This is a genomic window from Ruegeria sp. YTSA064 (genome assembly GCF_059610325.1).
In genome coordinates, this window is sequence record NZ_JBXWNK010000006.1 from 162,201 (window position 1) to 183,172 (window position 20,972).

General features: G+C 54.9%; 17 protein-coding genes. 13 read left to right on the top strand and 4 right to left on the bottom strand.

The annotated features are described in order from the left end of the window. Positions 1–88 precede the first annotated feature (88 nt). The 11 genes from AC2FI7_RS10905 to AC2FI7_RS10955 all read left to right on the top strand — a co-directional run bounded on the left by AC2FI7_RS10905 (position 89) and on the right by AC2FI7_RS10955 (position 12,919). Positions 89–1,015, top strand: coding sequence for a carbohydrate ABC transporter permease (locus AC2FI7_RS10905; RefSeq protein WP_010441521.1), 927 nt, complete (start codon positions 89–91; stop codon positions 1,013–1,015). Between the two features lies 1 nt (position 1,016). Next, entirely contained in the window at positions 1,017–1,865 is an 849-nt protein-coding gene (locus AC2FI7_RS10910) for a carbohydrate ABC transporter permease (protein ID WP_010441522.1), read from the top strand. Between the two features lie 22 nt (positions 1,866–1,887). Further along, positions 1,888–3,228 (top strand): alpha-glucosidase/alpha-galactosidase, encoded by a 1,341-nt coding sequence (locus tag AC2FI7_RS10915; RefSeq protein ID WP_010441523.1) that lies wholly within the window; start codon positions 1,888–1,890, stop codon positions 3,226–3,228. A gap of 58 nt (positions 3,229–3,286) precedes the next feature. Continuing rightward, a complete protein-coding gene (locus AC2FI7_RS10920) occupies positions 3,287–4,996 on the top strand; it encodes an IlvD/Edd family dehydratase (protein WP_029621941.1) in 1,710 nt (569 codons plus the stop codon). Next, positions 4,996–5,763: an SDR family NAD(P)-dependent oxidoreductase gene (locus tag AC2FI7_RS10925; protein ID WP_010441525.1), complete on the top strand. Its 768-nt coding sequence runs from the start codon at positions 4,996–4,998 to the stop codon at positions 5,761–5,763. The genes AC2FI7_RS10920 and AC2FI7_RS10925 overlap by 1 nt, the downstream gene beginning before the upstream one ends. A gap of 4 nt (positions 5,764–5,767) precedes the next feature. Continuing rightward, positions 5,768–6,661, top strand: coding sequence for a 2-dehydro-3-deoxygalactonokinase (locus AC2FI7_RS10930; protein WP_010441526.1), 894 nt, complete (start codon positions 5,768–5,770; stop codon positions 6,659–6,661). Then, positions 6,658–7,263 (top strand): 2-dehydro-3-deoxy-6-phosphogalactonate aldolase, encoded by a 606-nt coding sequence (locus AC2FI7_RS10935; RefSeq protein ID WP_010441527.1) that lies wholly within the window; start codon positions 6,658–6,660, stop codon positions 7,261–7,263. Before AC2FI7_RS10930 ends, AC2FI7_RS10935 begins: the two co-directional genes overlap by 4 nt. Continuing rightward, positions 7,260–8,120: an SMP-30/gluconolactonase/LRE family protein gene (locus AC2FI7_RS10940; protein WP_010441528.1), complete on the top strand. Its 861-nt coding sequence runs from the start codon at positions 7,260–7,262 to the stop codon at positions 8,118–8,120. Before AC2FI7_RS10935 ends, AC2FI7_RS10940 begins: the two co-directional genes overlap by 4 nt. Next, positions 8,117–10,030, top strand: coding sequence for a beta-galactosidase (locus tag AC2FI7_RS10945; RefSeq protein ID WP_010441530.1), 1,914 nt, complete (start codon positions 8,117–8,119; stop codon positions 10,028–10,030). The genes AC2FI7_RS10940 and AC2FI7_RS10945 overlap by 4 nt, the downstream gene beginning before the upstream one ends. Before the next feature lie 67 nt (positions 10,031–10,097). Next, positions 10,098–11,954 carry a family 1 glycosylhydrolase gene (locus AC2FI7_RS10950; RefSeq protein WP_496816145.1) on the top strand — a complete coding sequence of 619 codons (1,857 nt, stop codon included), beginning with the start codon at positions 10,098–10,100 and terminating at the stop codon, positions 11,952–11,954. Between the two features lie 38 nt (positions 11,955–11,992). After that, positions 11,993–12,919, top strand: a complete 927-nt coding sequence (locus tag AC2FI7_RS10955) for a carbohydrate kinase family protein (protein WP_010441532.1) — start codon at positions 11,993–11,995, stop codon at positions 12,917–12,919. Between the two features lie 616 nt (positions 12,920–13,535). On the opposite strand, the gene AC2FI7_RS10960 is transcribed toward AC2FI7_RS10955, so the two are convergent. The 3 genes from AC2FI7_RS10960 to AC2FI7_RS10970 form a co-directional block, all read right to left on the bottom strand. Continuing rightward, positions 13,536–14,801 (bottom strand): ABC transporter permease, encoded by a 1,266-nt coding sequence (locus AC2FI7_RS10960; protein ID WP_010441533.1) that lies wholly within the window; start codon positions 14,799–14,801, stop codon positions 13,536–13,538. Further along, on the bottom strand, positions 14,798–15,604 hold the full coding sequence (locus AC2FI7_RS10965) for a taurine ABC transporter ATP-binding protein (RefSeq protein WP_010441534.1): 807 nt from the start codon (positions 15,602–15,604) through the stop codon (positions 14,798–14,800). Before AC2FI7_RS10965 ends, AC2FI7_RS10960 begins: the two co-directional genes overlap by 4 nt. A gap of 98 nt (positions 15,605–15,702) precedes the next feature. Next, positions 15,703–16,698 (bottom strand): taurine ABC transporter substrate-binding protein, encoded by a 996-nt coding sequence (locus tag AC2FI7_RS10970; RefSeq protein WP_010441535.1) that lies wholly within the window; start codon positions 16,696–16,698, stop codon positions 15,703–15,705. Between the two features lie 175 nt (positions 16,699–16,873). Between AC2FI7_RS10970 and AC2FI7_RS10975 the strand changes: the two genes are divergently transcribed. Beyond that, entirely contained in the window at positions 16,874–17,848 is a 975-nt protein-coding gene (locus AC2FI7_RS10975) for a LysR family transcriptional regulator (RefSeq protein ID WP_037321357.1), read from the top strand. Between the two features lie 72 nt (positions 17,849–17,920). On the opposite strand, the gene AC2FI7_RS10980 is transcribed toward AC2FI7_RS10975, so the two are convergent. Continuing rightward, a complete protein-coding gene (locus tag AC2FI7_RS10980; RefSeq protein ID WP_496816146.1) occupies positions 17,921–19,609 on the bottom strand; it encodes a Na/Pi cotransporter family protein in 1,689 nt (562 codons plus the stop codon). A 277-nt stretch (positions 19,610–19,886) separates the two neighbouring features. On the opposite strand from AC2FI7_RS10980, the gene AC2FI7_RS10985 reads away from it, so the two are divergent. Continuing rightward, positions 19,887–20,861, top strand: a complete 975-nt coding sequence (locus tag AC2FI7_RS10985; protein ID WP_029621944.1) for a LysR family transcriptional regulator — start codon at positions 19,887–19,889, stop codon at positions 20,859–20,861. Positions 20,862–20,972: the final 111 nt, after the last annotated feature.

The window sequence follows — 20,972 nt, forward strand, 5'->3', positions numbered from 1 at the left end:
ATTAGGGTCGAACTCAGTTCGGCCTTGAACCATTCAAAATCGTAGGGCGGGCTTCAGCCCGCCTTCACTCCCTAACCAGAGATGTTTCATGACCGCTGTAGTTGACACCCCAGAACAGGAAAGCTGGTTCCACAGAAACCAACAGCGCATTGCGCCCTGGCTGTTTCTGGCTCCGGGCCTGCTGTTCTTCATGGTCTATGTGATCATCCCGGTGTTTCAGTCCTTCAATCTGTCTCTTTACGAGTGGGATGGGCTGGGAGCCGCCGAATATGTAGGCATGCGCAACTACGAAGATCTGTATTGGGAATGGGTCGACCGGGACGCATTCTACATTTCGCTCAAGAACAACCTGATCTGGTTGGTCCTATATCTTGCTGCAATTCCCGCAGGCCTGTTCATCGCACTGTTCCTGAATCAGACGGTCTGGGGCATACGGCTCTATAAGTCTTTGTTCTTCTTTCCGTTCGTCATCTCTCAAGTTGTTGTTGGCCTTGTTTTCACATGGTTCTACGACCCGACATTCGGATTGTTGAACGAATTCCTAGGTTTATTCGGTATGGGCCCGCTGAATGTGCTGGGCGACGAACGGTTCGTTACCTATGGCATCATCTTCGCAGGGCTCTGGCCGCAAACCGCCTATTGCATGATCCTCTACCTCACAGGCCTGAACGCCGTTGACCCCGAGCAAATCGAGGCCGGACGGCTTGACGGTGCAAAAGGTGGGCGGATGCTGTGGCACATCATCCTGCCGCAACTGCGACCCGCGACGTTCATCGCTTTTGTCGTAACCATCATCGGTGCGTTGCGCAGCTTTGACTTGATCTCAATCATGACACAGGGGGGGCCTTTTGGGTCGTCCCGTGTGCTGGCCTATTACATGTTCGAAGTCGCCTTGTCCGAATATGGCTTCCGCATGGGATATGGAGCCGCCATCGCGGTAATCCTGTTCCTCATCATGCTCTGCTTCATCGCCTATTTCCTGTGGTCGATGTATCGCGAAGAAAAGGGGCACTGAGATGTTTCCAAAACCCATCGAAAAACAACCCCGCGCCGCTCAGATCAGCTATCAGGCTTTGCTGCCGATTGCCCTCTTGCTTTGGCTCGGGCCTCTGCTGGCAGTCGCGCTTTTCTCGGTCAAACCGGCAGCGGACTTCACAAACGCCAACTACTGGGGCATGCCGTCCAGCTTTGAAGGCGCGTTCAACTATGGGCAGGTCTTTTTCAATTCGGACATGCCGCGTTACCTGCTGAACTCATTCCTGATCACCGTGCCCACCGTGATCGGAGCCGTTGCGCTCAGCTGCATGACCGGATTTGCGCTTGGAATCTACAAGTTCAAATCGAACCTTTGGATCTTCTTCATGTTCGTGGCGGGCAACTTTGTGCCCTTCCAGATTTTGATGGTCCCGGTGCGCGATCTGACTTTGGAATTGGGCCTCTACAACACTAAAACCGGGCTCGTTCTGTTCCATATTGCCTTCCAGACCGGCTTCTGCACACTCTTTATGCGAAACTTCATCCGCGCCCTGCCTTTCGAGTTGATCGAGGCCGCACGGGTAGAAGGCATAAGCGAATGGCGGATCTTTTGGTATGTCGTTCTGCCCTTGATGAAGCCCGCAATTGCCGCGCTCAGCGTGCTGATCTTCACCTTCATCTGGAACGATTATTTCTGGGCGGTTGTCCTGACCCAAGGCGCCGAAAGTCAGCCCGTGACCGCCGGGATCACCAGCTTCAACGCGCAATTCCGCGCTGCCTATCAATTGATGAGTGCCGGTTCTATCGTGGCAGCCCTGCCACCTGTTGCCATGTTCTTCCTGATGCAGAAACACTTTATCGCGGGCTTGACCCTCGGTGCTGTAAAATAACGTCAAACCAGAGGTTTACCTCATGACCAAGATCACCTTTGTAGGTGCGGGTTCCACGATCTTCATGCAGAATATCGTGGGCGACGCCCTGCTCACCCCTGCCCTCGCCGACAGCCATTTTGCGTTGATGGATATTGATCCGGTGCGCTTGGCCGAGAGCGAGGCTGTGGCCAAGGCCATGATCCGATCAGTCGGCACGGGTGCGACCGTCTCGACCCACACAGATCGCCGCGCGGCGCTGGACGGCGCGGATTTCGTGATTACTGCCTTTCAGGTCGGCGGATACGAGCCGTGCACCGTGACTGATTTCGAGGTTCCAAAACAATACGGCCTGCGCCAAACTATCGCTGATACGCTGGGTGTAGGCGGTATCATGCGCGGCCTACGTACTGTGCCCGTTCTGTGGGGTGTCGCGCAGGATATGATGCAACTCTGCCCCAATGCTACGCTGCTGCAATACGTGAATCCGATGGCCATCAATACCTGGGCCCTGACCGAGCGCTTCCCTGCTCTGAAACATGTGGGACTGTGTCATTCCGTTCAGAACACAGTCGAGGAACTGGCGCATGATCTGGATCTGCCCAAGGCGGATATTCGCTACAAAGTTGCAGGCATTAACCACGTCGCCTTCTTTCTCAAACTCGAGCATAAGGGCCGTGATATCTATCCCGATCTGCGACAGGGCTATCACGCCGGGCACCTGCCAAAGCCTCCGCTGCTAATGTCTCGCTGTCCGAACAAAGTGCGGTACGAAGTGATGGATCATCTCGGGTACTTCTGCACCGAAAGCTCCGAGCATTTCGCAGAATATGTTCCGTGGTTCATCAAAGACGGGCGCGATGACCTGATCAAACAGTTCAGCATACCGCTGGACGAATACCCGACCCGCTGCGTCGAGCAGGTGGCCAATTGGAAGGACCAAGCCAAGACACTGACCGATGGTCGGGATATCGAAGTAACCCGAAGCCACGAATTTGCCGCCGACCTTATGAACGCCATCGTCACTAACACACCCTACACAGCCTATGGCAATCTGCCCAATACAGGCCAGATCCCGCAATTGCCTTTGGGCGCTGCGGTGGAAACACCTTGCCTTGTGGACAGCAACGGTGTGCAGCCATCTGTCGTCACCGACATCCCGCCCCAGCTGATCGCGCTGATGCGAACACAGATCAACGTGCAGGAACTGACAGTTCGGGCGCTGACAGAGCAGAACCCCGAACATATCTACCACGCCGCCATGATGGACCCGCATACCGCAGCTGAGTTAGACCTGCGCCAAATACGCAGCCTCGTCACCGATCTGCTTTCCGCCCATGGCGACTGGCTACCCGATTGGTGCCAATCAGCCCGCGCGGCCTGATCTTCATCTATTCGAAAAACAATCAACTCCATCGCAAGCCAGACAGACAGAGCCAAAAATGACTAAAAAACGCCGTTCTCAACATTGGTACGGAAAACTTGACAAGGACGGGTTCATTCATCGGTCGTGGATGAAGAACCAGGGCTTTCCGGACCATGCGTTCGACGGACGCCCCATCATTGGCATTTGTAATACATGGTCAGAACTGACGCCCTGTAACTCGGGCCTGCGTGACCTGGCCGAAGGTGTCAAACGGGGTGTGTGGGAGGCGGGCGGCTTCCCTGTCGAATTCCCGGTGATGTCGCTGGGTGAAACTCAGATGAAACCCACCGCCATGCTATTTCGCAATCTGCTGGCGATGGATGTTGAGGAATCCATCCGCGCCTATGGCATCGATGGCGTTGTGCTGCTGGGCGGATGCGACAAGACTACACCGGGTCAATTGATGGGTGCGGCCTCGGTCGATTTGCCGTCTATCGTGGTCAGCTCTGGCCCCATGCTCAACGGCAAGTATCGCGGTCAGGATATCGGGTCGGGCACTGACGTCTGGAAGTTTTCCGAGGCCGTTCGTGCCGGAGAAATGACTCTTCAGGACTTCATGAACGCCGAATCCGGCATGTCGCGCAGCGCAGGTGTGTGCATGACCATGGGCACCGCTAGTACCATGGCCTCGCTGGTTGAGGCGATGGGCATGTCTCTGCCTACCAACGCCGCCCTGCCCGCCGTCGACGCCCGCCGCATGGCACTGGCGCATCTGACCGGCAAACGAATTGTCGAGATGGTGGACGAAGACCTCAAGCCCTCGGACATTTTGACCAAGGAAGCCTTTGAAAACGCCATTCTCACCAATGCGGCCGTCGGAGGATCAACAAATGCGGTGGTTCACCTGTTGGCACTGGCAGGGCGGGTGGGCGTCGATCTGACGTTAAAAGACTTTGAAATCGGGTCAGAAATCCCACTGCTAGTCAACTGCATGCCCTCAGGCAAATACCTGATGGAGGATTTCTGTTATGCGGGCGGCGTGCCAGTGGTTCTGAGCGAACTCAAACCTTTCCTGCGCCCGGCAACGACCGTTCTGAACAAGGATATCTCGGAGCATTATGAAGGCGCTGAATGTTTCAACACAGACGTCATTCGCCCCTTCGACGATCCGGTAAAACCCGCCGCTGGCCTGCGGGTTCTGCGCGGAAATCTTGCGCCCAACGGGGCGATCGTGAAACCTTCGGCGGCCACAGACGCACTGTTGGAAACCGAGGCAGAAGCATATGTTTTCGAGAGCATCGAGGACCTGAAAGCAAATATCGACCGCGACGAACTGCCTGTCACACCCGAGACCATTCTGGTGCTCAAAGGCTGTGGCCCCAAGGGCTATCCGGGCATGCCGGAGGTTGGGAACATGCCTATCCCGGCGAAGCTGGTCAAAGAAGGCGTACGCGACATGATCCGCATCTCGGACGCGCGCATGTCGGGCACAGCCTTCGGCACGGTGATCCTGCATGTGAGCCCTGAGGCGCAGGCCGGTGGTACACTCGCCTTGGTCAAAACTGGTGACCGCATCCGAGTGTCCGCCAGCAAAGGCGAACTGGAACTGCTGGTTGACGAAAAGGAACTGGACGCCCGTCGCGCCCTGTGGCAACCGGACGATCCGCATTACACGCGCGGGTACGCGAAACTCTACATCGACCACGTGCTGCAAGCCGATCAGGGCGCCGACCTTGATTTCCTTGTGGGCAAAGACACGCGCCTTGTGACGAGAGAGAGCCACTGATGGATCAACCAGCTACATTTCAAGACCTGCGCGGTGCATCCGTATACATTACGGGCGGTGGATCGGGTGTTGGCGCGGCACTAACCGATGGCTTCATGGGCCAAGGTGCAAATGTTGCCTTCATAGGTCGGTCCGATGCGAGTGCTTTCGTCGAAGAGATGCGTGACAAGCATGGCCGCGCCCCTCTATTTCTGCAGGGTGACATGACCGATACCGAGCTGTTGCATGCCACCATGGCCAAAGCTGCCGAGGCCCACGGCCCGCTGAAAGTGCTGGTCAACAATGCAGCCAATGACAAGCGTCACTCGCTTGAGGAAACCACTCCCGATTTCTGGGACTGGATGATCGAGGTGAACCTCAAAGCTTATTACTTTGCCTGTCAGGAAGCCGCGCGGCAGATGAAAGACAACGGCGGGTCGATCATCAATTTCAGTTCAATCAGTTACATGATGGGGAACGCAGGCTATCCGATCTACACCAGCTCAAACGCGGCAATCACCGGTATGACTCGCTCTTTGGCGCGCGAGCTTGGGCCTCAGAAAATCCGGGTCAATGCACTGGCTCCGGGATGGGTTCTGACGCAGAAACAGCTGGACATGTGGGCAACGCCCGAAGATCTGGCCGCGCATTTGGATCGCCAATGCCTGAAAGAACATCTGACGCCCGAAGACATGATCGCACCAACCCTGTTTCTGGCCTCAAGCGCAAGCCACGCCATGACGGGTCAATGCATGGTTGTCGACGGCGGCGTTGTGGTAACGGGGTAACGCTATGAATGTTGAGTGGATCGCTGTTGACTGGGGTACATCTCATCTGCGCGCCTGGGCCATGCAGGGAGAAAGAGTGATCGCTCAGGCGGCTTCGCAGGATGGTATGTCGCGCACGGCTGGGGGAGATTTTCAGGCAGCCCTGTTGGCTCTGATCGAAGACTGGCTGCCTGGGAAGCCAGTAGACGTGATCGCCTGCGGAATGGTTGGTGCGCGGCAGGGCTGGGTCGAGGCGCCCTATTCCGCCGTGCCGTCCGAGCCAATCCCGGTCGTACCCTTCCGCGTTCCAAACACCGATCCGCGTATTCGGGCCTTCGTTGTTCCGGGACTAAAGCAGAACAGCCCCCCCGATGTGATGCGCGGGGAAGAGACGCAGATCTCAGGGTTCCTCAGCGCGCATCAGAATTGGGACGGTGTTATTTGCCTGCCCGGCACGCATACGAAATGGGCGCAGATCAGTGCTGGTGAAGTTGTCAGTTTCCGTACATTCATGACGGGCGAAATGTTTGACCTGCTGTGCGGGCAATCCGTTCTTCGGCATTCGATTGATGATGGATGGGACGAAGCAAGCTTCATTGACGCAGTCGCGGATATACTATCGAAACCTGAACAGCTTGCTGCGCGACTCTTTGGGTTGCGGGCGGCTGACTTGCTGCATGGTCAGAATAAGAACATCGCGCACGCCAGTCTTTCGGGCTTCCTGATAGGTGCAGAGCTTGCCGCATCGCGGCCCTATTGGCTGGGTCAGCAATTGGCAGTCATCGGATCAGAAAGTCTAACCAAGGCGTATGCCACCGCCCTACAGCAACAAGGCGCATTGGTCGAAACCGTTGACGCAACCGCGACAACACTTGCGGGGCTGGCACAGGCCCGCACACTCACGAGGCAAACCGCATGAGCCGTCCCATAATCGCCATCCTACGTGGGCTGACACCTGATGAGGCGGGGCCTGTCGGGAAAGCGTTGGTGCAAGCGGGTATTGACCGGATCGAAGTACCGCTGAATTCACCTGATCCTCTGGAAAGCATCCGTATCCTCGCCTCGGATATCGGTGATCGCGCACTTATTGGCGCAGGAACTGTGCTTACCCCTGATCAGGTTGATGCGGTAGCGGACGCTGGCGGCAAACTTATCGTCTCGCCGAATTGCGATGTAAAAGTGATCCAGCGTGCTGTTGCGCTTGAATTGCAAAGCTGGCCGGGCATTTTCACCCCGACCGAAGCTTTCGCCGCCCTACAAGCTGGGGCAACCGGGTTGAAATTGTTCCCCGGGTCTATGGCCGGCCCCTCAGGCTTGGCCGCAATGCGGGCCATACTACCACCTGGCACGCAGGTATATGCCGTCGGTGGCGCGGGCCCAGAGAATTTTGATCAATGGATCAAGGCCAGTGCCGATGGCTTCGGGATTGGCTCAGCGCTTTACAAGCCAGGCATGTCTGTTGCTGAAGTATCAGACCACGCCCGGCAGATCGTGGCAGCCTATGACGAGTCAACAAAATGAGCCACGTTTATGATGATCGCCCCTGCGAATTGGGTGAAGGACCATTGTGGCATCCGGAGCGAAAACAGCTTTTCTGGTTTGACATTCTTAGCAATCGCCTGATGTCCAGAGAAGGCAACCAAGCTCGGGTCTGGGAATTTGAAGAACATGTCTCCGCCGCTGGTTGGGTTGACAACGAAACCCTGCTGATCGCATCAGAGACAGGTCTGTGGCGATTTGAGCTGGGTAGCCACGCCAAGGATTTGATTGTTCCGATTGAGGCCGACAACCCGGTGACTCGATCTAATGACGGCCGCGCCGATCCTTGGGGTGGGTTCTGGATTGGCACCATGGGCAAGAATGCTGAAACGGGCGCCGGATCGATTTACCGGTATTGGAAAGGTGAGCTAAGGCCATTGGTTCGGGATGTGACGATTTCGAACGCGATCTGTTTCGCGCCTGACCGCGCCTGTGCCTATTACAGCGATACTTTGACCAAACAGGTCATGCGCTGGGAGCTGGATGCGGAGACTGGCTGGCCCATAGGCGAAGCCGCCGTGTTCCTCGACCTGCAAAGCGACGGCTTGAACCCGGATGGGGCTGTTGTCGACAGCACCGGCAATATCTGGATCGCTCAGTGGGGTGCAAGCCGGGTCGCGGCCTATACGCCAGCCGGTCAATTCTTGAAATCAGTCCATTTCAACGCCAAACACACGTCGTGCCCGAGTTTTGGTGGCAACGATCTGACAACGTTGTTTTGCACCTCCGCCCGACAAGGGCTTGAAGCCGACACACTGACAAAAACACCAACAAACGGCATGACCTTCGCCGCCGCAAATGCTGGCGAAGGTCAAGCGGAGCACAGAGTTATCATATGAAGCCAGAACTTGGCGTCTGCTATTACCCTGAACACTGGCCTGAAGAGAATTGGGCCAAAGACGCGGCACGCATGATCGAGACCGGCCTGACCTGGGTCAGGATCGGAGAATTTGCTTGGAGCCGGATGGAGCCCACTCCGGGCGATCTACAGTTTGGCTGGTTGGATCGCGCGATTGAAACCCTAGGCGCTGCGGGCTTGAAGATTGTGCTGGGCACACCAACGGCAACTCCGCCACGTTGGATGCTGGACAAGTATCCCGACATGCTGGCCATGGACGCCAATGACGATCCGCGCAAATTCGGCTCGCGCCGACACTATTGTTTTAGTCACGTAGGCTATATCGACGAATGCACGCGGATCGCGCAGATTATAGGTCAGCGTTATGGCCGTAACCCGCATATCGCGGCGTGGCAGATCGACAACGAATATGGCTGTCACGATACGACAATCAGCTACAGCGAGGCAGCTTTGGAAGCGTTTCGCCATTGGCTCGCGGATCGCTACAGCTCGATCGATGCACTGAACACAGCATGGGGCAATGTGTTCTGGTCGATGGAGTATAATAGCTTCGATCAGATCGAATTGCCGAACCAAACCGTGACCGAGCCCAACCCAGCGCATGTCCTGGCGTTTCGCAGGTTCAGTTCGGATCAGGTGGTGGCGTTCAACAAGGCTCAGGTCGACGCGCTGCGCCCGCTGACGGATGCACCATTGCTGCACAACTATATGGGCCGCGTGCTGGAATTCGATCATTTCGATGTCGGGGATGATCTCGATATCGCTACGTGGGACAGCTATCCGATTGGCTTCCTGTCGGATCGTCTGGAAGCGGATGAGGCGCACAAAACCGCGTTTCTGCAGCAGGGCGATCCCGACATGCAGGCCTTTCACCACGACCTCTACCGCGCTGTGGGTCATGGCCGCTGGTGGGTGATGGAGCAACAGCCGGGTCCGGTAAATTGGGCCCCATACAACCCAGCCCCTCTTCCCGGCATGGTGCGCCTGTGGTCGCTTGAGGCTGTCGCACACGGGGCCGAAGTTGTTAGCTATTTCCGCTGGCGACAAGCACCGTTCGGTCAGGAACAGATGCATGCCGGCCTGTTGGCCCCAAACGGCCACGACGCACCCGGATTGGCCGAGGCGCGCCAAACAGCCGTCGATCTGGCCGCACTGGGCGAGGTCCATCCGGCACGCGCGCCTGTAGCGATTGTGTTCGACTATGCGTCGGACTGGGCATGGGCCACGCAACCTCAGGGTGCCGGGTTCAACTATTTCAAGTTGGTGTTCTCAGCCTACCGCGCATTGCGACGCGCCGGATTGTCAGTGGACTTTCTTTCTCCGTCTATGGTCGGCGAAAAGCACTACAACCTGATCCTCGCACCGGGCGTAGCCGTGCTGGGCGATCTGGAACAGCGGCTGATACAGGGTTGTGATCTGGCCATTCTGGGTCCGCGTAGCGGAGCAATCACGGAAGACTTTCAAATCCCTCGCGAAGGGCCTCCCGGCCTCAACTATCTTGATACTCATGTTAACCTGATCGAAACGCTACCACCCAGCGTGGTCCGCACCGTCGACGGGGGTGGCAAGTCGGAACATTGGGTTGAACGTTTGTCGGGTGAAGCCAAGACTCTGCTAACATTCACCGATGGCACCCCTGCCCTGCACGGTGAAGCGGGGCTTTGGTATCTGGCCGGATTCCCGGATGAGGCGCTTTGGGATCGGGTGATTACGATGGCTGCTCAGGACACCAATCTTGTGCTCCACCCAATGCCACCGGGACTACGACGGCGCGAGACGCAGTCGCATGAGGTATTGATCAATTACAATGCGCATCCGGTTTCGTGGAACGGCCTTCAGATCGAAGGTTGTGATGTCCTGTTCAGGAAACACGGCTCATATCAACGTTAATATAGATACCGCTAACATAACCTGATACAGGGCATGACGCAGGACATGGCTCCAACAGGTTGCGACAATGAATTACACCCGTTCAGACTTTCCCGATGGCTTCCTATTTGGGGCGAATGCCCCTGCTGAAATGGCCACAGGGTTAGATATGTACCGCATCCCAATCAGTTGGATTGATATCCTGCCAGATGGTTGCACACCTGATACTGATGCGTTGGATCAGTGCGAACAGCGGATCGATCAAATTCTGTCTCTGAACCTCCGGCCATGTGTGGTGCTAGATCATTCAGAGTTACCCCCAGCACTGGAAGACATTGGCGGCTGGTGCAATCGAGAAATAGCCGCATATTTCTCGGATTTCGCTGAAACAATCGTGGCGCGGATGGGCGATCGCCTATTCAAGGTCTCAACCTCGTGCCTGAGGACAAAAAACCAAGGCAGCCCACGCATCGAAGCCCGCAGTCTGCACCATCAACTGCTTGCTCAAGGCGCTGCTCGTCAAGAAATGCGCAGCTATGGTTTGACCAACCTAGGCGCAGAGCTTGAACCAGTCTTGCTCGAACCAATTCTGCACGCGAAGTACGCCGAGGTTCTGCTGGATCGATTGAAGGACTACTTTCCTGACAACTGGTCAGATGATTTAGCGACCATCGCAGAACCGATTGACTGGCTCAGCGTGACAGTAAGTCAGGACGTCGATGTTGACACCGTGCTGAACATAGTTCCTGAACCCAAAAAGCCATTGCCGGTTTTCATCAATCTGGCTTCGAATGATACTTCAGACCTGACCCATGGATTGGATGCGATACACATCGCTCTAAAACAGGGCAGCTTGATTCAAGGGGCTTTCTTTGAATACGAGAGTAGCAGCACAGCCGATGCGCTTCAGCTACTCCTGAATGTTGGCAGCCAACCTGCGCCATGGGTTCGCCCAAAAGGAGGGCTGCACGCGCATTGGAACCTTGTTGCCGATATCGGTGGCACCAATACAAGACTTGGCGTCGTGACTGAGGGGGAACTGACTGATCTGCGCAAGCACCCCACCGGGACCGTCAGCGATCTGCAGGAGGCGCTTCATGAATTATGTGACGAAATTGGCACCCAGCCGCGCGCGGTTGTCGCCGCAGGTGCAGGACCCGTTAAGAATGGCACAATTCGTCTGACCAACGCCAATCTCGATCTCTCCGAGGACGCTTTGGCCAAAGCCACAGGCGCGCACCACACCTATGTCATAAACGATTTCACAGCAGCCGCTTGGTCAGTTGCCGAAATTACCCAGAATGATGTCGAAGTTCTGCAGGGTGAGGCATCACCGCCTCTAGGGACGCGCTTGGTCGTCGGGCCGGGGACAGGATTGGGCGTAGGCGCCCTGCTCTACTCCGAGGGTCATTTTCACACTGTGTCTGGCGAGGGGGGCCATATGGGTCTATCGCCGCGCCATCTGGATGAGGTCGAGGTTTTTAGCGCCGCACGTCAGATCGTACCAGAGTGTTTCTTCAGTGATACGCTGGCCATCGAAGCCGAGATGTTTCTAAGCGGCACCGGGCTGCCGGTGCTTTATCAGGCGATTGGGATGACTGAAGGTCAGCTCAATGTCGCCATGCGTTCAGCAAAAGACATTCTTCAGGATGCGCAAGACGGCTCTGATGCCTGCGCGGTAAAAGCCGCTCGTATGTTTACCGAACATCTGGGTGCACTTATGGGAGACCTTGCCGTCGCCCTGACGCCTACAGGTGGGGTGTTTCTAGTTGGAGGGGTGGCTGAAAAGAACCGTTGGTTGTTCGGTCAGGATTTTCTACGTGCATTCAACGCTGGCGGACGTTTCGATGATTTGCGTAAAGCGATGAACTTGTATGTTTCGGAACAAGATGAATTTGGCATTGTTGGCGCTAACAATTTCTGTAAGAATGCGCTTGCACGGTAAACTAACCACGCCTTTTCTGAACAACGAAGGACTGCAGGATGATCCTGTGCTGCGGAGAAGCTCTGATCGACATGATCGCAGAACCAACGGTTTCGGGTGCAAAAGGTTTTGTTCCTCACTCCGGCGGAGCCATCTTCAATACTGCGGTCGCGTTGGGGCGCTTGAGTGTCCCGACGGGGCTATTGACAGGTTTGTCAACGGATATGTTCGGGGAACAACTAATAGCCGCCCTACAGATCAGCCACGTCACAACCACACATGCTGTTCGCTCGGATCGTCCAACGACTCTGGCTTTTGTGCAGTTGAAAGACGGGCATGCCACCTACAGTTTTGTTGATGAGAATTCTGCTGGGCGAATGCTGAGGCCAGAAGATATGCCCGATAAACTACCGGGCATCTCGGCATTGTATTTTGGTGGGATCAGCTTGGCCTGCGAACCCTGCGCCGATGCCTACGCTGCCTTGCTTGAACGCCATGGCGCAGAGCGTGCGGTAATGCTGGACCCGAACATTCGTCCGGGATTCATCAAGGACCAGACCCGATACCGGACCCGGCTGAACCACATGATCGCCAAGACTGACATAATTAAGGTATCAGACGAGGATCTTGATTGGATTATCCCCGGTCCCGAAAGCCATGCCGAGAAAGTCCCACTGCTGCTACAAGCAGGTCCTGCTGTCGTGATCGTGACCAAAGGGGGCGACGGTGCATCCGGCTATCTAGCGGATGGAACTGAGGTCTCGGTACCAGTTCAGAAGGTTAAAGTCGTCGATACCGTCGGTGCCGGAGATACATTCAATGCGGGCGTGCTGGCCGCACTAAGTCACGCGGGTCAATTAGATAAGCCATCCCTGCGCGCCTTGCCGTCAAACAGTTTACGCGACGCGCTGGAGTTTGGGGCAAAAATTGCCGCGGTGACCGTATCGCGCGCCGGGGCAAACCCGCCCTGGGAGCAGGACCTCTGATTTTGGACAGACGCCGGAAGTGATGGAAAACATCTTGAGGTCACCCTTCAGTGAATATCATTCCCCTTCAAACGTAGTGAATTTGGCAGTTTGGCTGCAACACGGTCAGGTCTTGCCCAAGCAGATAGCTATCTGCGGATCAACTTAATTCCTCTACGGATGTATTGGCTCTAGGTTTGAGGTACACGAGATGAGAGAGATTGTGGCCTGCAGGCACTCTGGCGACGCTGAGGACCCGATCGGCTGAAGCGACAGAGCACCAACATGATCCAGCCAAGTATGATTGATGCGACCTCACCCGTTAACCAATTGGTCAAGACTCTCTTCAACCTTGAAAACAGACCATCCAGAAACCCTGCATCGGCGTCCGCCAATATCCCGACACCGATACCGCAATACGCCATGAAGTGATTGCCACATTTTGCTCCCCTGAGAGCTCGCAGCTAGATCCTCACGCTGTCTATCATCGGATTTTCTTTAGATATGGAAACAAATCAGTGCTTTACTGCCAGCCAACACGAGGCAAGAGACCAGCTTCAAATAAAGAGCTGCCCCCAAATTTATTCGGAGGCAGCTTAGTTGTGAATTCAGCAAAAGCTGACTTCGGTGATGAAGGTCAGCTCCGGCCTTTCCACGGAACCAGCCAGTTTTCAGCCTTGCGCATCAGGATATCGATGCCATAGCCGATGATGCCGATCAGCACGATGCCCATGATGACAATATCCGTCAGCTGGAATTTAGAGGCCGCGATGATCATCATACCAGCCCCTTTCTGTGCCGCGACAAGTTCGGCCGCCACAACAGTACCCCAGCATACACCCATGGCGACGCGTGCGCCGGTGAAAATCTCGGGCAACGAGTTGGGCACAATCACATGGCGCATGATCTGCCACTTCGACGCCCCCAGCGAGTATGCCGCGTGGATTTTTGAGATGTTCACACCAGACACACCTGCACGTGCAGCAATAGTCATGATCCAAAGCGCCGCTAGGAACAGCAGGACGATCTTGCCGGTCTCCCAGATACCAAACCAGATGATGACCAACGGGATCAGCGCCAATGGCGGCACAGGGCGCATGAACTCGACGATTGGGTCAAACCAGCCCCGAAACCAGCCAGACAATCCCATGGCGTATCCGAGCGGAATGCCGATGAGCGCCCCGGCGACAAAGCCCGCGATAACCCGCAACAACGACCAACCAAGATGCTGCCAAAGCGAGAAGTTCTGATAGCCTTCGCTGGCGATTTCGAAGAAGCGCGCGACAACGGTCTCGGGTGCCGGCAACCAGATCGGGTTCATCTGCATACCCTGCGCCGGAGTGAAGCTGATCGCGCCTTTTCCGGTCAGTGATACTGTGCCGTCGCCCACGCTAACAGAACCATCCTCACCAATCGCTGTGCCATTGATGGCGATGATCTTCGCGCCATCTTTGCGCTTCACTTCATCATTTTTGTCGAACAAGATGGTCGAGGAACGACCGCTGGGCGCGACAAAGGCGACATCCTTGGCAAAGCCGTCACCAGGCTCAACCTCAAAGCTCTCCGCCTCCTCTCCAAAAGGGGGAACTTTTACATAGATCGTGGCATCATCTGTGTTGCCGTTTGCGTCTTCGACTGTGTACGCAAACTGCAAATCCCCGACAAAGGGGCCAGGGACATGGATGGGCAGCAGTTTTGAACCGGTAAACGCGGCCCAAATCACAAAGATCACAAGGATCGAGATAATCGACGCTGCCCGGTCTGCGCGTACAGCACTTTCATCGCCAAACGTCACAGTTTTGAGGCTCGTAAAGTCCTGACGGCTTTGCAAACCCCTGCGTAGCAGATGTACGATCAAAAATGCGCCGCCGAACAGGCCGATATAAAAAAGAAGTACCATCATGATGCTTGCTCCGTCCGGCCCATGATTTCCTCTTCCATTTCCCAAATCATCGAAAGGATTTCGTCGCGCGTTTCCGCAAAGCCCTCGGACTTTTTCACGTCACGAAGATCAGCGTTCACACCACGCTCGGCAAATGGCAGATTATATTCCTTGTGAATTCGTCCAGGGCGCGGGGCCATGACGATCAATCGCTCACCCAGCAACAGGGCTTCTTCCACCGAGTGGGTGATCAGAATGATTGTCTTACCAGTTTCTTTCCATAGCTTCAGAACCAGGCCCTGCATTTTTTCACGGGTCAACGCGTCCAAAGCACCAAGCGGTTCATCCATCAGGATCACATCGGGCTCGTTTGCCAAGCATCGCGCCAGCGCGACGCGCTGCTGCATACCCCCAGACAATTCGTAAACAGCCTTTTCCTTGAAATCCTGTAAGCCGACCACCTCAAGCAAATGATCCGAGATCTTGTCTCGTTCAGCTTTGGGCATGCCCTTCATACGTGGCCCAAAATCCACATTCTCGCGCACGTTCATCCACTCGAATAGGGCGCCTTTTTGAAACACCATTCCGCGTTCCGCATCCGGACCTTTGACCAAATGCCCATTCAGCTCAATGCGCCCTGAGGTCGGCGCAAGAAAGCCCGCAACAATGTTCAGCAAAGTTGTCTTGCCGCATCCTGATGGGCCAAGAACCGAGACCAGTTCACCTTCTTTCAGACTAAGCGATACGTCCTGGAGCGCCTGCACTGAAGTACCGTTAGGCAAGTCAAAACGCATGGACAGGTCTACGATGTCCAATTCAGGCATTCTGTTTCCTTCCTGCTGTTGCATCTGGGGACCGGCCCGCAACCGGACCAGTCCCCAGCGATCTGCATTATTTTAGTTGTCGAATGTTCGTCCCGATCTCAGTTTGAGGCTGAGCTCAGCGGATCTGCATTCACAGCACCTTCGTAGGAATCCAGCGCGGAATCGATGCTACCCGCTGATACAAAGACGTTCGCGACGCCCTTCATAAAGTCTTGGGCACCACCACCTAGCCATTTGTCCGACAATTGCTCTTCGGCTGTCGGGAAACTGAATGTAGCGATCGTTGCTGCAGCATCGCTTGGATCCATACCTGCATCCTTGGCGATGACTGCCAACATATCATCCTTGTTGTCCCCAGCGGCCCATTGCGCATTGGCGTCTGCGGTCACTTTGAGAAACTTCGAGAGCAGTTCCGGTTCTTCTTCGATGAAGGAAGACGGAGCACTGGTCACATCGAAAACAAGAATGCCAAGCTCTTCCTTCTCAGCACCAGTCAGCAAGATATTGCCGTGCTCGGTCATGCGCCGCAGCGCACCACCCCAGCCGCACACCATGTCCAGGTTGCCTTGCGCAAAGGCGGCTGCCCCATCGGCAGGAGCCATATCGACAATTTCCAGCGAGCTTAGATCGACGCCAAAATGGTCCATCTGTGACAAGAAGCCATAATGCGCGGCGGTCCCGATCGGAACGCCAACCTTCTTGCCATTCAGCTCACCTGCATTTGTCTTGTCGATTTCAAGCGCTTCAGCGACGACACAATTGTCATTGTCCGAATAGCTTACCGCGACATCCACGGCCTGCAGATCCTGACCGGCAGACGTGGCTACGACAAAAGGCGGTACACCCTGGCTGACCGCGATCTGAACGTCGCCTGAAGCCATGGCCGCAGACATTGCAGTGCCCGTGTCGAAGGACACCCAATTGATCTTGACACCCATCTCGTCTTCATAGGTCCCGTTTGCCTTCGCATACTGGAACGGCATCGGCCATTCCAAAAAGTACGCAACCGTTATTTCATCAAGCGCTGCGGCTTGTGAGGCGGTTACAGCGGCAATCCCGGCATAGGCCGTTGTAAGCAGATATTTTTTGATCATTTCGATTATTTTCTCCCTGCTGGTTCCGTCAGTTCGACCATTTCCGATGGTCGACTACGGATCAGTAAGAGAAACCATAGTCGGTAAGGCTCAATTTCGTAAATCAAAAAACATGTTGCGAAAAAACCGTAACTTTGTTTCGCTTTTGATAAATAGTTCTTTGGAAGGGCCTGCAGTGACCAAAAAATCACTTAGCCTCAGATGGCTTGAAATCTTTCAACTGGTCTCGAAATTGGGGTCGATCCAAAAGGTGTCTGTTGAAACCGGTTTGTCAATCAGCACGGTTTCAAATCATCTGCGCAGCCTTGAACGGGCTCTGGACGTGGAACTGGTGGATCACAGCCGCCGACCGATGGGTTTAACGCCTGCTGGCACAGTGTTCTCCCGTCATGTCCACGAAGGCCTGATGGCTCTGAAACGTGGTGAGGCTGAGCTGCGCTCGGGCAGTTGGCAGCATGCAACAGATTTGCGTTTGGGTTTGATAGATGATTTCGACAGCCGTGTTGCGCCCGATTTGTTTACTCTTCTTTCGGCTCGGCTGCCGCGATGCAGCTTTCGCCACTTTACGCGCCAAAGCCACGAGATCATCGACAAGCTTCAGTCGCAGGGTTTGGATGCTGGTGTCGCAACTCGACCTTCCTACCATGTCGAGGGGCTGAAAGAGTTTCCTCTTCTTCGTGATCCCTTCATCGTAATAATTCCACCGGCCTTCGACGGTCCGGTTGAAGACCTTGCAAACCCGGATAGCAACCTGCCGTTTCTGCGATACTCTCGGGATCTCGCCATCGGCAAGCTTATTGAGATGCAGCTTACGCGCAGCAAGATAAATTTGCCCAACCGCTTCGAACTTGAGTGCAATCAATCCATTATCGGGCTGGTCGCAGGAGGCAGTGGTTGGACCATCACAACCGCCGCCAGCTACTATCGTGCACGTCGCTTCCACAAAAACACGCGGGCGATGCCTTTCCCCGGCAAAAGTTTTGCCCGCACCGTGTCGTTATTTACAACGGATGTATATCCGTCATCGACGACCCGGTTGATCCACAACGTATTGCAAAAGCTGATCCGTCAACATGTCACCGAACCTATGAAATCGCGGTTCCCGTGGCTGGAAGATGATTTCCGAACAATCCCCGCTCCGGCTGAATAGTAAACGCCTCGTCATACGAGCTTAGCAGACGGATGTTTCAACACGGCAAAAGTTGCAGCCCTCATTCGCCCGCTAGGTTTCAGCCTCTTGCTCACGGGGGGGCAATTCTTCGATCAACCGTGTCTCAAGCAACTGACCGCTGGAGTAGAGGATCGGCGTCGAAATAGCGGCGATATGACTATTGAATTCTCGAAGCGCCCGCAAAGTCTCGAGATGCACATCGCTGGTTTCGAAGCTTTCAGCCATGCCATTCTGCAAACGGCGGAAATGACGTTTTCTGCTGTCACGTTCGGCACGCTTGATCTCAGTCTTTTCCAAGTTTAGAAGCCGTGCGCTTTCCAGATCTTCCGAAATAATAACATTCGTCGCCAGTTTTAGATTGGCCAGTATTTTCTCGTGCATCTGTTGCACTTCCGACCATCCCTCTGGCGAAAACTGCTTCCCTGTTTCCCGCAATTCACCGGCCAGCACCGTCAGGCGCTTTGCCACAACGTCGCCTGCTGTTTCCAACCGGACTGCATATTCCAGCATATCGCGGGCTGCATCAGAGTTTTTCGAATCCATCTTGTCCGCAGGCAATGCTGCGACAAATGCCCGGATATCTGTCAAACATTGGTTAACATCCTGATCTATAGCCTGAATTGCCTTGATCTGCTCGGGTTCACCAGTTCGATAGAGCCCCAGCAAGGGGCTGAACATCAGCTGCACAAGATCAGCCATTCGAACCAACTCGCGTTTGAGGGCCGAGATCGCCAGGGTTGGAGACCCCGCCACTTGTGGATCAAGGGCGCTTGCGGGCCGAGCGAGCGGGTTGGCCTCTACGACTGGTTTTTCACCCGGTAGCAGCCGCATGAACGGAGCCTGCAACATTCCACAGAAGGGTAAAGACAAGATCAGGAGCGAAGCATTGAACGCCAAATGCGCATTGACCAGCATCTGCCCCTGATAATCGCTGCCGATCATCCCAGCGCGCAAAGCCAGGTTCGCGGCAAACAGGCATAGCACGGCCCAGACCCCGCGAAGCGCGAGATTTGCGTAAGGAATGCGCCGGGCACGTATGTCCATCCCACGCGTTAACCAAACTGGAATGAGCGCGCTGCCCAAATTTGCGCCTAGCACCAATGACAATCCGGCAGAGAACGGCAATGCACCTATCTGGACCAGCGTGACGCACATCAAAATGGCCGCAACTGAACTGTGCATGACAAAGGCCAGCGCACCTCCGACAATGAATGCAGTCACATAATCGCGTACGAGATAGTCAGCGATTGCGGGCAAGAACGCGCTGTCCCGGATCGGGTCCATGGCTTCACGCAAAAACCGCAATGAAATCAAAATAAAGGCAACACCCATCAGAATTCGACCGATCTGACGTGGCCGCTTTCGTTCGGTTTTGACAAATAACCAACCACCGATGGCCAATAGTAGCGGTACGAGCCAGTCAAGACGGAATGACAGTATCTGAATCACAAGGGCGGAACCAAGGTCACCCCCCAAGACAATCGCCAGACCGGCCGGGAAAGCCAGATATCCGCCCGCCGCGAACCCTGAGGCCAGCAGCGCCACCGCAGCAGAGCTCTGCAGAACAACTGCCAACAGCATCCCCGTCAGGCTGGAACCCATCATGCTGTTGTTTCGTGTCAGCACACGCTGGAACGAGGCGCCGTAACTCCGCTCGATCCCTGTTCGGACCATTCGAACCGCAAACAGCAAGAGCATTGTGGCTCCGGCCAGTTGAGTAAGAAATACTAGTATTGCCATGCGGTGCGGTCTTTCTGCTGCATCGGCTTGTTTAACGTCCAAATTCTATGAAATTCAAGCACAAACGAGGCAAACAATGGTGGCGATACGACATCTAGCGGCTGGCTTCGAAGTGCAAATGTATTTGGCAGGGCAGATCAATTGCAAGTCGCATTGCAGATTTTCAAATCAGCGTTTGGTATTTGAGAAACGGGTACCAGATTTCGATAATTTGATATCAATGTTCGCATGAGCCGCTTAATTATTCACAGGTATGCCTGTATCTATGGGATTTAAAATGCCGCGTCAGTCTGCTCCGAGAAATCTTAGTCTCAAATGGTTGGAACTGTTACAGATTTGTGCTCAAAAAGGATCGCTGCAAGCAGCGGCGAAAGAAACAGGTCTTACTGTCAGCACAGTGTCGCACCATCTGCGTAATCTCGAAGACCATCTGGGGGTTGAACTGTTCAATCACTCGCGCAGACCTATGGTTCTGACCCCAAAAGGAAAGGCTTTTCTACGAAACATTGACGATGCATTACAGTTGATCCGGATAGCAAAGGCTGAGGCGTCGGCAGGAAGCGTATCCGAAGCCAGCCATCTTCGATTGGGGACCATCGAAGATTTTGACAGCGACATTATACCGGAACTGGCCGTTTACCTGTCATCGAGCATGCCTGCCTGCAATTTCATGTATCACACAGATTCCAGCCATTCGATTATCGAGATGTTGCGCGATCGACAGTTGGACCTGGGAATATCCACCACACCCAGCGAAAGATTACGTGACCTGCAAGATCGTTCGCTTCTAAGTGATCCATTTGTCATCATATTGCCCAAGGCCAACGAGGCGCCTTTGAGCGATATTGTCAAAGGCCGCACTAAACTTCCGTTCCTGAGATTTTCCAGCAACCTTTACATCGCGCGTCAGATAGAAGCTCAACTACGGCGGATAGGGATATCAGCCTCTCACAGATTTGAATGCAGCAATAACCAGACGCTGATGTCGATGGTGTCAGCCGGTGCTGGTTGGACCATTACAACCCCACTGCTGTATTCGCGGGCGAAACGGTTTCAAGCCGACCTGCGTATGCACCCGTTTCCAGGTAAAAGCTTTGCGCGCACTCTGGCGCTGGTCACGACGCCAGATTGCTCCAGATCCGTTGTTGAATTGGTGGAGGACAAAACACGATCACTGATCAGCAACCGTATCATCGCCCCGCTGTGCGCGGAGATCCCTTGGCTGGCAGACAGTTTCAAATTGATTGAATAAAACCGACCCAAGCTCTTCAGAGATATTAGTTTGTTCACGGATATGCCCATCCTGATCGGCGGATAGGCAAGCGGTGAGAATGGCCTGCAAATCTCTTACGCCCCTGGGTGC

Excerpts from the sequence above, each read along its gene's own strand:
- AC2FI7_RS10905 (WP_010441521.1), top strand. The coding sequence starts at position 89 with ATGACCGCTGTAGTTGACACCCCAGAACAGGAAAGCTGGTTCCACAGA.
- AC2FI7_RS10910 (WP_010441522.1), top strand. The coding sequence starts at position 1,017 with ATGTTTCCAAAACCCATCGAAAAACAACCCCGCGCCGCTCAGATCAGC.
- AC2FI7_RS10915 (WP_010441523.1), top strand. The coding sequence starts at position 1,888 with ATGACCAAGATCACCTTTGTAGGTGCGGGTTCCACGATCTTCATGCAG.
- AC2FI7_RS10920 (WP_029621941.1), top strand. The coding sequence starts at position 3,287 with ATGACTAAAAAACGCCGTTCTCAACATTGGTACGGAAAACTTGACAAG.
- AC2FI7_RS10925 (WP_010441525.1), top strand. The coding sequence starts at position 4,996 with ATGGATCAACCAGCTACATTTCAAGACCTGCGCGGTGCATCCGTATAC.
- AC2FI7_RS10930 (WP_010441526.1), top strand. The coding sequence starts at position 5,768 with ATGAATGTTGAGTGGATCGCTGTTGACTGGGGTACATCTCATCTGCGC.
- AC2FI7_RS10935 (WP_010441527.1), top strand. The coding sequence starts at position 6,658 with ATGAGCCGTCCCATAATCGCCATCCTACGTGGGCTGACACCTGATGAG.
- AC2FI7_RS10940 (WP_010441528.1), top strand. The coding sequence starts at position 7,260 with ATGAGCCACGTTTATGATGATCGCCCCTGCGAATTGGGTGAAGGACCA.
- AC2FI7_RS10945 (WP_010441530.1), top strand. The coding sequence starts at position 8,117 with ATGAAGCCAGAACTTGGCGTCTGCTATTACCCTGAACACTGGCCTGAA.
- AC2FI7_RS10950 (WP_496816145.1), top strand. The coding sequence starts at position 10,098 with ATGAATTACACCCGTTCAGACTTTCCCGATGGCTTCCTATTTGGGGCG.
- AC2FI7_RS10955 (WP_010441532.1), top strand. The coding sequence starts at position 11,993 with ATGATCCTGTGCTGCGGAGAAGCTCTGATCGACATGATCGCAGAACCA.
- AC2FI7_RS10960 (WP_010441533.1), bottom strand. The coding sequence starts at position 14,801 with ATGATGGTACTTCTTTTTTATATCGGCCTGTTCGGCGGCGCATTTTTG.
- AC2FI7_RS10965 (WP_010441534.1), bottom strand. The coding sequence starts at position 15,604 with ATGCCTGAATTGGACATCGTAGACCTGTCCATGCGTTTTGACTTGCCT.
- AC2FI7_RS10970 (WP_010441535.1), bottom strand. The coding sequence starts at position 16,698 with ATGATCAAAAAATATCTGCTTACAACGGCCTATGCCGGGATTGCCGCT.
- AC2FI7_RS10980 (WP_496816146.1), bottom strand. The coding sequence starts at position 19,609 with ATGGCAATACTAGTATTTCTTACTCAACTGGCCGGAGCCACAATGCTC.
- AC2FI7_RS10985 (WP_029621944.1), top strand. The coding sequence starts at position 19,887 with ATGCCGCGTCAGTCTGCTCCGAGAAATCTTAGTCTCAAATGGTTGGAA.